This window comes from Pseudomonas sp. S2_B07 (assembly GCF_054668435.1).
On record NZ_CP162769.1, the window covers coordinates 1511246 to 1524897 of the forward strand.

The window sequence follows — 13652 nt, forward strand, 5'->3', positions numbered from 1 at the left end:
GCTCACACTACTGGATTCGCTTTCTAGCCTCTCTATTGCACCGTTTTCGAGCGTTTGCCCTACTCACCTGTACACCAGAGGTGCCCTTCTAAGGCGCAGACGGTACTCCCATCCGAGAGGCGTTTCAAGCTCACGCCGATGGTCGCTTGGCGTCTTTACTTGTCAAATCACCGGGAGTTATAAGAACGGACAAATCCGTAACCCAATGGAAGGATCGAGCCCATGAGTCAAACCGGTCGGGACTACAGCGAAAAGCGCGATTTCATCCGCATGCGAGTCGATGCCGATGTGTCGTTGATTCATGAAGGTGATGAGGTGCCAGCCGTCTGCATCGACCTTTCCAGCAGTGGCATGCAGGTTGAAGCGAAGCGTGAGTTCAAGGTGGGCGACCGGCTCAACGTGCGCATCGATTCCGATCACGCCGCCTTAAAAGGTCTTGAGGCCGACACCGAAGTGGTGTGGGTGAAGCCTTTGGACGGTGAAGGTCAGAAACTCGGGCTTACAATCTTGAAGATGAAATAAGCCGGATCCAAAACGAAGAAGGCGGCCCATGGGCCGCCTTCTTCGTTTTACCGGTCGAGATTAAAAATCGTCTTCAACCTTGCCGTCTTTGACTTTGAATTCACGGTTCTGCAAGTACGCATTACGGATGAAGATGTACTTGTCGCCGGTGATCAGCTTCTCGCTCGACAGCAAGCTGGCACGCGTGTCGACGATGTTCAGGCCGAAGACCGAGTTACGCACCGGCACATCGTTGATGTAAGGGTACGGGCCGGTGTAGCTGTCGACATACTTGGAAGGCGCATCACGCAAGGTGCTTGGGCCCAACAGCGGCAGCATCACATACGGGCCGCTACCGACACCCCAGTAGCCAAGGGTTTGACCGAAGTCTTCGTCATTACGATTCAGGCCCATCTTGGTCCCGACATCGAAGAAGCCCAGCAGGCCGAACGTGGTGTTAAAGATGATACGTGCAGTGTCGGTGCCCGCCGCGGCCGGTTTGGCCTGCAGAATGTTGTTCACCAGGTTGGTGACGTCACCGACGTTGCGAAACATGTTATGGATGCCGTCTTCCAGAAACTGCGGCGTGATGAACTCATAGCCCTGAGCCACAGGCTTGAGTGCATACGTGTCGATCACATCGTTGAACTTGTAGATCGGACGGTTAATGCTTTCCCAAGGATCGTCTTCTGAAGCAGCCTGAGCCCCAAACGGAACCAGCAACACGCTGGCACACACAAAAAGCTGAGCGAGATGATTGCTCCAGCGCATAAAAAAACTCCTTGGATTTTACTGGCGCGGGCACTTGGCCCGGGCATTAAGCTGGCAAGTATAAGACGGAAAAGCCAGTTTAGGCAGCCTCGCGCTCATTCGCCTACAGATGAATCGCTCCGATTGAGAGCGCTTCACATCAATGTCACTCAACTGTCACTGACGCCGCATAGCCTTGTCACTATTTCAGGGACGCTCCTATGCCGCACGCCGAAACCTTGCCCGTTGCAGCACCCAGCTTGACCGCCGTCCTGTTCGGCCTCAGTGGTTGCCTGGTGGATTTCGGCGCCCGGACGCGTCAGAACGGGGCTTACTCTGCCGAGCACGCCGAGGCCACTCCCGGCGCGCTGGACAGCCTGCGCAGTTTGCAGCGCCAGCAAATTCCCTGCGCCTGGCTCGATGAACTACCTCCCACCCTCAGTCATTCCTTGGCCGTCACCCTGCCCTCCTGGATCACCTCGTCGCAACATTCCGCAACAATCAACCCATGGCCCGCTCCGAACGCTTGCTGGCAAGCCCTGATGGCGTTGAACGTCGAACGCCTGGATGGCTGCGTGCTGGTCAGTGGCGAACCCCGGTTGCTGCAATCGGGGCTGAATGCCGGGTTGTGGACGATTGGCCTGGCGTCCTGCGGCTCGCTCTGCGGCCTCGCACCCAGCGAATGGCACGCATTGACCCAAAAGGAGCGCGAGCACTTGCGCGGCAAGGCGACGATGCAGCTATTCGGGCTGGGCGTGCATTCGGTGATCGATCATCTCGGCGACCTCGACACCTGCCTGGCCGATATCAGCCTGCGCCGGCTCAAGGGCGAAAAGCCCTGACCGAGATCATGCAGGTTGCGCGCAAGTGGATTAATCTAAAGGTCAGCCATAGACCTTTGGCGCGAGGCTGCGGTCTATGCCAGTGCCTATCGATAAAAGGAAGAACGCCATGCCTGCCCGCGAACTGCAAGAACAACTCAATACTCTGCGCGAGCAATTGGAACAGAATCCACCGCTGTCCGAAGCCGAGCGCGAAGACCTGCACGCGCTGATGCAACAGATCGAACTGAAACTTGAACTGGAACGGGAAACCAAGGATTCCAGTCTGGCTGACGGCGTCAACCTGGCCGTCGAACGCTTTGAACTCGAACACCCTGTTATTGCCGGCACGTTGCGCAACATCGCGCAAACCCTGGGCAACATGGGGATCTGAACCCGCCGGATACAAAAAAGCCCCGCTAGCGATAGCGGGGCTTTTTAATATCCGGGATTGGCAATGCTATCCCACATTAGATCTTCACTGACGGACCAGGCGATGGTTCGGCAGTTGAACGGTTTCGGTGCTGCGATAGGGGTTGATATCCAGCCCTCCACGGCGCACATACCGCGCATACACCGTCAATTTCTCCGGCTTCAGCAGCCGCTGCAAGTCGAGAAAAATCCGCTCCACGCACTGCTCATGAAAGTCCGAGTGCTGACGGAAGCTCACGATGTACTCCAGCAAACTCGCGTGATCCAGTGCCGCGCCACGGTATTCCACCGCCACGCTACCCCAATCCGGCTGACTGGTGACCGGGCAGTTGGATTTGAGCAAATGGCTGTGCACGCTCTCCTCCACGATGCGCGACTCATCGCAACGCAGCAGCTCCGGACGCGGGTGTTCGTAGTTGCTGACGCTGATGTCCAGGTCATCAATGCACACACCCGGCAACGCAACCACGCCTTCGGCTTCAACGTCCTTGAGACTGCGAATGCGCACGCCAACCGGCTTGCCGGCAGCCGCCGACAGGTCTTTCGCCAGCGTCGCTTCGAGGCTCGCCGTATCGGCAAACGGCGTCTGGTTCAGCGAGTTCAGGTACAGCTTGAACGACTTCGATTCGATGATGTTCGGCGAATCCGCCGGGATGCTGAACTCGCCAATCGCCACGACTGGCTTGCCGGACGGCAACAGCCACGACAGTTCGAAGCAGTTCCAGAAATCCACGCCTTTATACGGCAGGGTCTCAGCCGTCAGACCCAGCTCGGCCCATTTCGCGGTACGCGGGATCGGGAACAGCAGGGACGGCGTGTAAGTGGCGATGTATTCGCTGGATTTGCCCAGCGGCGAGTGTTCGGCTGCGGGATGCATGGCGGAAACCTGACTGAAGAATCAGCGGATTCTACCAGCCTTTGCGCCCGCCATTGAGTGCTTACTGACTGACAGTCAACTTGCCGACCATGCCCGCCTGATAATGGCCGGGGATGTTGCAGGCAAACTCCAGGCTGCTGGCCTTGGTGAAGGTCCAGGTCAGCTCGGCGGTTTTACCCGGCTCGACGAGGACGCTGTTCGGGTCGTCGTGTTTCATCATTCCATGATCCATGCCCGCCATCGCACCGTGGTCCATTTCCTTCATGCCATTAGGCGTCAGCATGCCACTCTGTTGCATCTGCAACATTTCCTGCTGGTGTTTGGCATGCATCGCCGCGTCCCCCAGGTTGAATTCGTGCAACAACTGGCCTTTATTCACCAGCACAAAACGAATGGTCTCACCCGCCTTGATATCAATCGCCTTGGGGGTGAACGACATGTCGCCCATCACCACTTCTACACTGCGAGTCGCCTTGGCCGCCGCAGCGGGTTGGCCGAAGTCGTAGGACTGCGCCGGGGCAGCCCACACCGGCGAACTCAACGCCAACAAACACGCCATCCGCAGCAAAGATTTGCGCAAAAACATAGTCGTACTCCAACAAGATAAGGTTCAGCCTGTGGAAAACTCTAAACTGCGGCCACTGCCCGCAACCTGACAGCCAGATTACAACTTTGTCAGGTTGACCTGAAATAACGCCGCCCACGGTATAAAGCGTTCGTTCCATTTGCCCAGAGTCGCCCATGAAATTACTGATCGTCGAAGACCAACCGAAAACCGGCCACTACTTGCGCCAGGGCCTGACCGAGGCCGGTTTCAATGCGGAACTGGTGGCCGATGGCAGCACCGGACAACAACTGGCGCTGAGCGGCGACTACGCGCTGTTGATTCTCGACGTGATGTTGCCCGGTCGCGATGGCTGGCAGATTCTGCAAGCGGTGCGCAGTGCCGGCCTCGACACGCCGGTGCTTTTTCTGACGGCGCGTGACGCAGTCGAGGACCGGGTCCATGGCCTCGAACTGGGTGCCGATGATTATCTGGTCAAACCGTTCGCCTTTTCGGAACTGCTGGCCCGGGTCCGCAGCCTATTGCGTCGCGGCAGCGCTTCGCCACAGGAAACCAGCCTGCAACTGGCCGATTTGCGCCTGGACCTTATCCGCCGTCGCGTTGAGCGCAGCGGCCAGCGTATCGACCTCACGGCCAAAGAATTCGCCCTGCTGGAAATGCTCCTGCGTCGTCAGGGCGAAGTCCTGCCCAAATCGCTGATTGCCTCTCAGGTCTGGGACATGAATTTCGACAGCGACACCAATGTCATCGAAGTCGCGATCCGTCGTTTGCGCCTGAAGATCGACGATCAATTCCCCAACAAGCTGATCCACACCGTGCGCGGCATGGGCTACGTCCTTGAAGAGCGTATCGCCTGATGCGGCGTCTTTCGTTGAGCAGCCGTCTGGCATTGCTGTTTGCGGCCTGCACAGCGGTGGTTTCGCTGTTCGCCGGGGTGTTGTTCAGTCGCGCCAGCGAGGCGCACTTCGTCGAGCTCGATCAGCAATTGCTGGACGGCAAGCTGATTGGATTGCGCCGGGCACTTCACGACATTCAATCCAGCGAGAGCAAAATCAGACTCGCGGATGAATTGAGCCGCCAGGCCGATTTATCGCTGCGCATTACCGGCAGCGATGGCCAGCGCTGGTATGACAGTTCGACGCAGTTACCGGACAGGCTCCCGCAAACACCCGGCTTATCGACCCTCAACGACGGCGACACCGACTACCGCGTGCTGAATGCGCCGTTGTTTGTCGACAAACCTGATTCCCCGCAGCTGACCCTGTTGCTGGACATCACCCATCACCAGCATTTTCTGCAACGCATGCAGCATTTGATCTGGCTGACTGTTGGTTTATCCGCCTTGGCCACTGCGCTACTCGGTGCCTGGGCCGCGCGCAGCGGGTTGCGCCCATTGCGGCGCATGAGTGCGGTCGCCCGGGGGGTGTCAGCGCAATCACTGAATGCGCGCCTGCCCGAAGAGAAGATGCCGCCAGAACTCGCGGAATTGGCCCACAGCTTCAACGCCATGCTCGGACGCCTTGACGACTCTTTTCAACGACTCTCGGCATTCTCCGCCGACATCGCCCACGAACTGCGCACGCCGCTGTCGAACCTGCTGACCCACACGCAGGTCACCCTCACCCGCCCCCGCCCCATCGAGGACTACCGCGAGGCGCTGCACAGCAACCTCGAAGAACTGCAATGGATGGCGCAACTGGTCAACGACATGTTGTACCTGGCCAAGGCGGATCATGGGTTGCTGTCGCCCAAGCGCGAACCGCTGGAACTGGCGCAGGAAGTGGATCTGTTGCTGGAGTTTTTTGCGCCGCTGGCAGAAGACGCTCAGGTGACGCTCACGCGGGAAGGTAACGCGCACATGGAGGGTGATCGCAGCATGTTGCGCCGGGCGCTGTCCAATTTACTGGACAATGCGTTGCGGTTCACGCCGGCCGAGGGTGAGGTTCGGGTGCGGATTGTCGAGCAGGCCAAAGGGTTGACCCTGTCGGTTGAAAACAGTGGCGATGGGATTGACGGGGCATTGCTGCCGCGATTGTTTGACCGGTTTTATCGGGCCGATCCGGCGCGTCAGGAAGGTAGCAGCGAACATGCGGGGTTGGGGCTGGCGATTACGCAGTCAATCGTACGTGCCCATGGCGGGCAGATTCGTTGCGAATCAGAGAATGGGTGGACGCGCTTTGTGATTGAGTTGCCTAAGGGAAGTTGAGGCCAGCAGTTCCGGCCTCATCGCGGGCAAGCCCGGCTCCCACAGGGTTTGGAGTCGTTCACAACGGTGTGATTCAACTCGATCAACTGTGGGAGCCGGGCTTGCCCGCGATGGCGATTTCAGGCGTTACGAATACCGCAACGCGTGAGCCGGCTCGATCTTCGCCGCACGCCACGCTGGGTAAACGGTGGCCAGGAAACTCAAGATAAACCCCGCCGAGCAAATCAATAGCACATCCCCGCCCTGCAATTCCGAAGGCAGGTTACTGACGAAGTACACGTCAGAACTGAAAATGTGCTGCCCACTCACCCGCTCGATCCAGCCCACCAGTTCACTGACGTTCAACGCCGCAATCACGCCCAACACGCCGCCGATCAAGGTCCCGACAATCCCGATCACGGTGCCCTGAACCATGAAGATCGCCATGATCTGCCCCGGCGTGGCGCCGATGGTGCGCAGGATCGCGATGTCCGCACCCTTGTCGTTCACCACCATGATCAGGGTCGCGATGATGTTGAACGCCGCCACTGCGACGATCATCAGCAACAGCAGGCCGATCATGGTTTTTTCCATTTTCATCGCGCTGAACAGACTGCCCTGGGTGTGGGTCCAGTCGTCAGCCTTGTAGGCAGCACCCAAACCGCTGGCGATGTCGCTCGACACTTGCGGCGCGGCGTACAGATCCTTCACCGCCAGGCGCACGCTCTGCACCTGATTCGGCTCCCAATGCTGCATTTGTGCGGCATCGGCCATGTGGATCAACGCCATCGAACCGTCCAGTTCAGCCCCGACCTTGAACACGCCAACCACGTTCAGGCGCTGCATGCGCGGGGTAATCCCGCCTGGGGCAGTGCTGACTTCCGGCACAATCAGGGTGATCTTGTCGCCGACGTTCAAACGGAAACGCCGCGCCGTGATTTCGCCAATCACCACGCCGAACTCACCCGGTTTCAAGGCATCCAGACGCCCCTGAACGATGTGCTTGGCAACGATTGAGACCTCGCCTTCCAATGCCGGATCGACGCCGCTGACCTGGATCGGCTGCATCGAGCCCTTGTAGGACAGCATGCCTTCCATCTCGGTGAACGGCACCGCGGCCGTGACTTCCGGATTTTTCATCGCGGCCGCTGCAACCGGCTGCCAATCGTCAATGGGGTTCACGCCGACGATGGTTGCGTGCGGCACCATGCCGAGGATTCGCGAGCTCATTTCGCGCTGAAAGCCGTTCATCACCGACAACACCACGATCATCGCCAGCACACCCAAGGCGAGGCCGATCATCGAAGTCATCGAGATGAAGGAAACAAAGCGATTGCGGCGCTTGGCGCGGGTATAGCGCGCGCCGATGAAGATCGATAACGGTCTGAACATTCGCTGGGCACCGTATAAAAATAAAAGACCCGACGTCGTTCAAGACGCCGGGTTTCGGTCAATCAGATGGGTGTCAGGCAACCTTCCTGCAAATGCAGGACGCGATCCATCTGGCGAGCCAGGTTCATGTCATGGGTCACCACCAGGAACGCGGTGCGCATCGAGGTGCTGAGTTCCAGCATCAAATCCTGAATGCCCTGGGCGGTGTGGGAGTCGAGGTTGCCGGTCGGCTCGTCGAGCATCACCAGGCCTGGCTTGTTCACCAGGGCGCGGGCGATGGCGACGCGCTGACGTTCGCCGCCGGACAACTCGGACGGCTTGTGCTCCAGGCGATGGCCCAGCCCTACCCGCTCCAACAAGGCCGTGGCGCGCTGACGTGCTTCCGGGATCGCAGTCTTGCCGATCAGCAACGGCATGCAGACGTTTTCCAGCGCGGTGAATTCCGGCAGCAAATGGTGGAACTGGTACACGAAGCCGAGGGAGCGGTTACGCAGCAAACCGCGATTCTTCTCGCTCAGTGCCGACAGTTCTTCACCGTCAAGCCAGACGCTGCCCTTGGTCGGCGTATCCAGGCCGCCCAACAGGTTGAGCAAGGTACTTTTGCCCGAACCCGAGGTGCCGACAATCGCCACACGCTCGCCCGGGTGCAACTCCAGTTGCAGACCGGCCAGCACTTCCACCGACTCCGGGCCTTCCTCGTAGGATTTGCCCAGGTTGCGGCAGCTCAAGATTGCTTTATCACTCATGCCCGACTCACTCATAACGTAGCGCCTCCGCAGGCTGGGTGCGCGCGGCACGCCAGGCTGGATACAGGGTGGCGAGGAAACTCAGGACCAACGCGGCGCCGCAGACCATCAAGACGTCCTGGCTCTGCACTTGCGACGGCAGGTAATCGATGAAGTACACGTCGGCGTTGAGGAATTTATGGCCGATCACGCCTTCTAGGGCCGAGATCGCGGCGCTGACGTTCAGCGCCGCGAAGATCCCGACCACAGCGCCAATCAGCGTACCGACCACGCCGATGACGGTGCCCTGCACCATGAAAATCGCCATGATCGTGCGTGGCGTGGCGCCCAGGGTGCGCAGAATCGCGATATCGCCCTTCTTGTCGTTCACCACCATCACCAATGTGGAAATGATGTTGAATGCGGCAACGGCGACGATCAGCAACAACAGCAGGCCGATCATGGCTTTTTCCATGCGGATGGCCTGATACAGATTGCCGTGGGTACGGGTCCAGTCGCGGGCGTAATAACGGTCTTCGCCCAGTTGTTGAGCGATACTCCACGCGGTGCGTGGCGCCTGGAACAGGTCGTCGAACTTCAGGCGGATGCCCTGCACCTGATCCGGCTTCCAGCGATGCAGCCTGGCCAGATCCTGCAAATTGGTGATGCCCAGATAACCGTCCAGCTCACCGGCACCGACATGGAAGATGCCGACCACGGTAAAGCGTTTCATGCGCGGGAACATGCCGGCCGGGGTCACGGTGACTTCCGGCGCGACAAACGTCAGTTTGTCGCCGAGGGCCGCACCGAGCTTGGCCGCGGCCTTGTCGCCGATGACGATGCCGAATTCACCCGGCACGAGATCGTCGAGTTTGCCCTGCTGCATGAAGTTATCAATGATCGAGACGTTGCGCTCCAGCGCAGGATCGATGGCATTGAGCAGGACTTTGGAGACTTTGCCATTGTTGGTCAGCAAACCCTGCATCTGGGTAAACGGCGCCACGGCCGTCACCTGCGGGTTTTGCTTGACCTTGGCGGCCAGGCTTTGCCAGTCACTGATCGGCTCACTGGACTCGATGGTCGCGTGAGGCACCATGCCCAGCACGCGGGTGCGCATCTCATGATCGAAGCCGTTCATGACCGACAGCACCACAATCATCACCACCACGCCAAGGGCGAGACCGATCATTGAAGTCAGGGAAATGAACGACACAAAATGATTGCGACGCTTTGCACGGGTATAACGCGTGCCAATAAATACGAAGAGAGGTCTGAACATGTCGGGGCTTGTTCGGAGGGAAAAGGAACGTCCTTGTGGCGGGGGTCGATAACCAGCTTTACACTCAGACCACCGCCGCTACCATGGGTTCGCCATGTCGACATTAGATGAAGAAGATCGCCGCGAATACTACCGTATCGAGGACACGATCGCACTGGAAATTCGGACCCTGTCCGCTCCCGAGGCCGCAGGCCTTGAAGTGTTGCAGGATGCTTCTCCACTGTTCAACTTGCTCAGCGAACTGCACCTGAGCGAATTCGAGTCGCAACACCTGCTACGCCAGATCAGTGAACGTGACCGCAACCTCGCGGCGTTCCTGAAATCCCAGAATAAACGCATCGATTTACTCAGCCAGGTGATTGCAATCACCGTGCTCGGGCAGATTGGCGAGCCGCAGCCGGTGATTATTTCCGAAGGTGGCATCGACTTTCAGTACCCGACGCCTATCGCCGTGGGCGCGCACCTGTCGGTCAAACTGGTGTTGATGCCGCAAGCCCTCGGCCTGTTGCTGCGAGCCCGCGTCACCCATTGCGACCGCAAGGCGGGCGCCTTTGACGTCGGCACCGAGTTCGAACGCCCGACCGATGCCCAGCGGCAATTGCTGGCCCGCTACATTTTGCAGAAGCAGGCCCAGGAACGACGACTGGCCCGCGAAAACGAATCAGGCATCTAATTTAAGGAAGAACCGTGACCCTCATCTACGGCCATCGCGGCGCCAAGGGCGAAGCACCGGAAAACACCCTGACCAGCTTTCAGGAATGCCTCAAGCACGGCGTGCGCCGTTGCGAACTGGACCTGCACCTGTCCATGGACAACGAGTTGATGGTCATCCATGACCCGACACTCAAGCGCACCACTGACCGTCGCGGCAAAGTCGTCGAACACACGGCGGCCGAACTGGTGACTTACGACGCACGCAAAGGTGGCCCGGGCTGGATCAAACCCTGCCCGATTCCGACGCTGGAAGAATTGTTCGAAAAGTGCGACTTCGATCACTGGCAGCTGGAAGTCAAAAGCGCTTCACGCACCCGCGCCGCGACTACGGTGCTGGCAATTCGTGAAATGGCTCAGCGTTTCGGCCTGCTCGACAAGGTCACGATCACCTCCAGTTCACGCGAAGTGCTCAAAGCTGCGCTGGACCTGGTGCCGGATGTGTCTCGCGGCCTGGTAGCCGAATACGCCTGGCTCGACCCGCTGAAGGTCGCGCAAAGCTATGGCTGTGACATTCTGGCGTTGAACTGGACGCTGTGTACGCCGGAACGCCTGCAGAAGGCGCAACGTCAGGGGCTGCATGTGTCTGTGTGGACAGTCAACGAGCCCGCGCTGATGCGCAGACTCGCCGACTTCGGCGTTGACAGCCTGATTACAGACTTTCCCGGTTTGGCCAGCGCCACGCTCGAGAATTGCTGAAATCGGTCTCCCCGGCCGGCTCAGGCCACCGGCCGGAGCCGCTCAAAAAAGCCGGTTGAGGCCATCGTACGCCGCTACCCGATAGGCTTCAGCCATGGTCGGGTAGTTAAACGTCGTGTTGACGAAATACTTCAGGGTGTTCAGTTCGCCCGGCTGGCTCATGATCGCCTGACCGATGTGCACGATCTCCGACGCCTGATAACCGAAGCAGTGAACGCCCAGCACTTCCAGGGTTTCGCGGTGGAACAGGATCTTCAGCATGCCCTGAGGCTCGCCCGCGATCTGTGCACGCGCCATGCTCTTGAAGAACGCCTTGCCCACTTCGTACGGCACCTTGGCCTGGGTCAGCTCCTGCTCGTTCTTGCCGATCGAGCTGATCTCCGGAATGGTGTAGATGCCGGTCGGCACGTCATTCACGAAGCGCCAGCTGTTGTTATCGACGATGCTGCCAGCAGCCGAACGACCCTGGTCGTGGGCGGCACTCGCCAGGCTCGGCCAGCCGATCACGTCCCCGGCACCATAAATGTTCGGTACGCAGGTGCGGTAGGCTTCGTCGACTTCGATCTGGCCACGGCTGTTGACCTTGACGCCGATGTTTTCCAGCCCCAGTTGATCGGTGTTGCCAGTACGACCGTTGCACCAGAGCAAGGCATCGGCCTTGATCTTCTTGCCGGACTTGAGGTGCAGGATCACGCCGTTGTCCACGCCTTCGACGCGGTCGTAGTCTTCGTTGTGGCGGACCGTGATGTTGTTGTTGCTGAAGTGGTAGCTCAACGCCTGGGAAATTTCCGAGTCGAGGAAGCTCAGCAACTGACCACGGTTGTCCACCAGCTCGACCAGTACACCCAGACCACTGAAAATCGATGCGTATTCGCAACCGATCACGCCGGCGCCGTAAACGATCAGTTTGCGCGGGGTGTGGCCGAGGCTGAGGATGGTGTCGCTATCGTAGATACGCGGGTGGTGGAAATCGATGTCGGCCGGGCGATACGGACGCGAGCCGGTGGCGATGATGATGTGCTTGGCCACCAGTTTTTCGACCACGCCGTTAGCGCAGACCACTTCGATGGTTTGTTCGTCGGCGAAGCTGCCGGTGCCGAAGAACACGTCGACACGGTTACGGGCGTAGTAGCCAGTGCGCGAGGCGACTTGTTTGGAGATGACTTTCTCGGCGCTTTTCAGCACGTCCGGAAACGAGAACCAGCGCGGCTCACCAATGGCCCGGAACATCGGGTTGGTGTTGAACTGCATGATCTGCCGGACCGAGTGACGCAGTGCCTTGGACGGGATGGTACCCAGGTGGGTGCAGTTGCCGCCGACCTGGCGACGGCTGTCGACCATCGCGACCTTGCGCCCTGCTTTGGCGGCGTTCATTGCCGCGCCTTCTCCCGCCGGGCCGGAACCCAGCACCACCACGTCGTAGTTGTAGACAGCCATGCGTACTCCTCAGAACAGGCCGCGGCGCCATCGGCGCCCTGCGGCTAAATCACGCCGATCTGCGGCGTGAAGGAACAATTTGGGGCCAGTGCAGAACCCGGACACAGTCTATAGAAGCGTCAACGCCGCGCACATTAACCCTTGGTCGCGTCGTAGGCTAGTTTTGCCTGCACTACAACGCCAGTCTTCACCGCTTGAATCATTGCCATCACTCGACTTTGCCGCCACTGAGGCGTTCAAAAGCCTGATTGGTTCGTGTGACGAAACCTGTATCGGCACGAATCACAAAGAATGCACCAATGTCATGTGCCTGGGCATAGTCCCAACCCCGTTCAGGGCCGAGAATCAGCAACAGCGTCGATAGTCCATCGGCCATCAACGCCGAAGGATGAATCACCGTGACTGACGCCAGGGTGTGCAGGATCGGTGTACCGGTTCGCGCATCAAAGGTATGGGAATATCGCCGACCGTCCTGCACGAAATAGTTTCGGTAGTCACCAGACGTGGAAACGCCATAACCGTCGACGGCAATGATGCGCTCTGCCACTTGCTGGTCATCTCGAGGCTCTTCCAGGGCAATGCGCCAGGGTGAGCCGTCGAGCTTCTTGCCGGCGGCCTTGAGTTCGCCGGTAGCTTCGGCGAGGTAGTTGTGGATGCCCATTGCGTCAAGTTTTTCGGCAATCGTATCGACCGCGTAACCGGCGGCAATGCTGTTGAAGTCGACCTCGACCGCCGCGTCCTTGCACAGCTGATCATTATCAATACGCAGGTGCTGGTAACCGACTCGCGGCCGCACTTCGGCCAGCGCTTGAGCGGTGGGGATTTTTTCTTCCCGGGCCTGCGGGCCAAAGCCCCAAAGGTTAAGCAACGGTTCCACCGTCAGGTCGAAGGAGCCTTCGCTTTGTTCCGACAGACGCTCACCGACACGCACCAGCTTGAGGATCGGCGCGGGCATTTTCTGACAGCGATTAGCGGGCAGATCGTTGAAGCGTTCGATGTCGGAGTCGCTGCGGTAGGTCGACATTTGTTGATCGACTTCAGCGAGGATCTTTTCGACCTGAACACGAACTTCCGTCGGGGCGGGAAGCCCGGGATGGCGCAGGTACTTGATCGAATACGTGCTGCCCATGGTCGGGCCGCCGAAGCTTTCCAGGCTGTCGCCGTTGCCACAACCGCACAAAATGCCGGCCAGCACCACAAGCCCACCCCATCGTCCAGTTAACAAATCTTCATCTCCCCTCAAAACCGCGCCCGCCATTATGGGCATCAGAGCGCATG

15 protein-coding genes are annotated in these 13652 nt (G+C 59.1%); 7 read left to right on the forward strand and 8 right to left on the reverse strand.

The window, feature by feature from the left end; genetic code table 11:
- Positions 1-222: 222 nt before the first annotated feature.
- Positions 223-522, forward strand: a complete 300-nt coding sequence (locus tag AB4N43_RS07060) for a PilZ domain-containing protein (protein ID WP_027921663.1) — start codon at positions 223-225, stop codon at positions 520-522.
- A 60-nt stretch (positions 523-582) separates the two neighbouring features.
- Here the strand turns inward: AB4N43_RS07060 and AB4N43_RS07065 are convergent, their stop codons facing one another.
- Positions 583-1272: an MlaA family lipoprotein gene (locus AB4N43_RS07065; RefSeq protein WP_027921664.1), complete on the reverse strand. Its 690-nt coding sequence runs from the start codon at positions 1270-1272 to the stop codon at positions 583-585.
- Positions 1273-1472: 200 nt separating this feature from the next.
- On the opposite strand from AB4N43_RS07065, the gene AB4N43_RS07070 reads away from it, so the two are divergent.
- Positions 1473-2093, forward strand: a complete 621-nt coding sequence (locus tag AB4N43_RS07070) for a hypothetical protein (RefSeq protein WP_027921665.1) — start codon at positions 1473-1475, stop codon at positions 2091-2093.
- Between the two features lie 109 nt (positions 2094-2202).
- Positions 2203-2466: a DUF4404 family protein gene (locus tag AB4N43_RS07075; RefSeq protein ID WP_027921666.1), complete on the forward strand. Its 264-nt coding sequence runs from the start codon at positions 2203-2205 to the stop codon at positions 2464-2466.
- Positions 2467-2550: 84 nt separating this feature from the next.
- On the opposite strand, the gene queF is transcribed toward AB4N43_RS07075, so the two are convergent.
- A complete protein-coding gene (gene queF, locus AB4N43_RS07080; protein WP_027921667.1) occupies positions 2551-3381 on the reverse strand; it encodes an NADPH-dependent 7-cyano-7-deazaguanine reductase QueF in 831 nt (276 codons plus the stop codon).
- Between the two features lie 61 nt (positions 3382-3442).
- Positions 3443-3967, reverse strand: coding sequence for a copper-resistant cuproprotein CopI (copI, locus tag AB4N43_RS07085; RefSeq protein ID WP_410922272.1), 525 nt, complete (start codon positions 3965-3967; stop codon positions 3443-3445).
- Between the two features lie 155 nt (positions 3968-4122).
- Between copI and AB4N43_RS07090 the strand changes: the two genes are divergently transcribed.
- The gene (locus AB4N43_RS07090) at positions 4123-4803 is read left to right on the forward strand and encodes a heavy metal response regulator transcription factor (protein WP_027921669.1); all 681 of its coding nucleotides are present in this window, start codon (positions 4123-4125) and stop codon (positions 4801-4803) included.
- Positions 4803-6152: a heavy metal sensor histidine kinase gene (locus AB4N43_RS07095; RefSeq protein ID WP_027921670.1), complete on the forward strand. Its 1350-nt coding sequence runs from the start codon at positions 4803-4805 to the stop codon at positions 6150-6152. Before AB4N43_RS07090 ends, AB4N43_RS07095 begins: the two co-directional genes overlap by 1 nt.
- A 126-nt stretch (positions 6153-6278) precedes the next feature.
- Here the strand turns inward: AB4N43_RS07095 and AB4N43_RS07100 are convergent, their stop codons facing one another.
- The 3 genes from AB4N43_RS07100 to AB4N43_RS07110 all read right to left on the reverse strand — a co-directional run bounded on the left by AB4N43_RS07100 (position 6279) and on the right by AB4N43_RS07110 (position 9527).
- The gene (locus AB4N43_RS07100) at positions 6279-7523 is read right to left on the reverse strand and encodes a lipoprotein-releasing ABC transporter permease subunit (protein WP_027921671.1); all 1245 of its coding nucleotides are present in this window, start codon (positions 7521-7523) and stop codon (positions 6279-6281) included.
- A 62-nt stretch (positions 7524-7585) separates the two neighbouring features.
- Positions 7586-8269, reverse strand: a complete 684-nt coding sequence (gene lolD, locus AB4N43_RS07105; RefSeq protein ID WP_167360488.1) for a lipoprotein-releasing ABC transporter ATP-binding protein LolD — start codon at positions 8267-8269, stop codon at positions 7586-7588.
- A gap of 7 nt (positions 8270-8276) precedes the next feature.
- On the reverse strand, positions 8277-9527 hold the full coding sequence (locus tag AB4N43_RS07110; RefSeq protein ID WP_027921673.1) for a lipoprotein-releasing ABC transporter permease subunit: 1251 nt from the start codon (positions 9525-9527) through the stop codon (positions 8277-8279).
- Between the two features lie 94 nt (positions 9528-9621).
- On the opposite strand from AB4N43_RS07110, the gene AB4N43_RS07115 reads away from it, so the two are divergent.
- Both AB4N43_RS07115 and AB4N43_RS07120 read left to right on the forward strand, forming a co-directional pair.
- Positions 9622-10200, forward strand: coding sequence for a PilZ domain-containing protein (locus AB4N43_RS07115; protein ID WP_027921674.1), 579 nt, complete (start codon positions 9622-9624; stop codon positions 10198-10200).
- A gap of 14 nt (positions 10201-10214) precedes the next feature.
- Positions 10215-10937 carry a glycerophosphodiester phosphodiesterase gene (locus AB4N43_RS07120; RefSeq protein WP_027921675.1) on the forward strand — a complete coding sequence of 241 codons (723 nt, stop codon included), beginning with the start codon at positions 10215-10217 and terminating at the stop codon, positions 10935-10937.
- A gap of 42 nt (positions 10938-10979) precedes the next feature.
- Here the strand turns inward: AB4N43_RS07120 and sthA are convergent, their stop codons facing one another.
- Both sthA and AB4N43_RS07130 read right to left on the reverse strand, forming a co-directional pair.
- Positions 10980-12374 (reverse strand): Si-specific NAD(P)(+) transhydrogenase, encoded by a 1395-nt coding sequence (gene sthA / locus AB4N43_RS07125; RefSeq protein ID WP_007907752.1) that lies wholly within the window; start codon positions 12372-12374, stop codon positions 10980-10982.
- Positions 12375-12582: 208 nt separating this feature from the next.
- Positions 12583-13632, reverse strand: coding sequence for an FAD:protein FMN transferase (locus AB4N43_RS07130; protein ID WP_050590134.1), 1050 nt, complete (start codon positions 13630-13632; stop codon positions 12583-12585).
- Between the last annotated feature and the right edge of the window lie 20 nt (positions 13633-13652).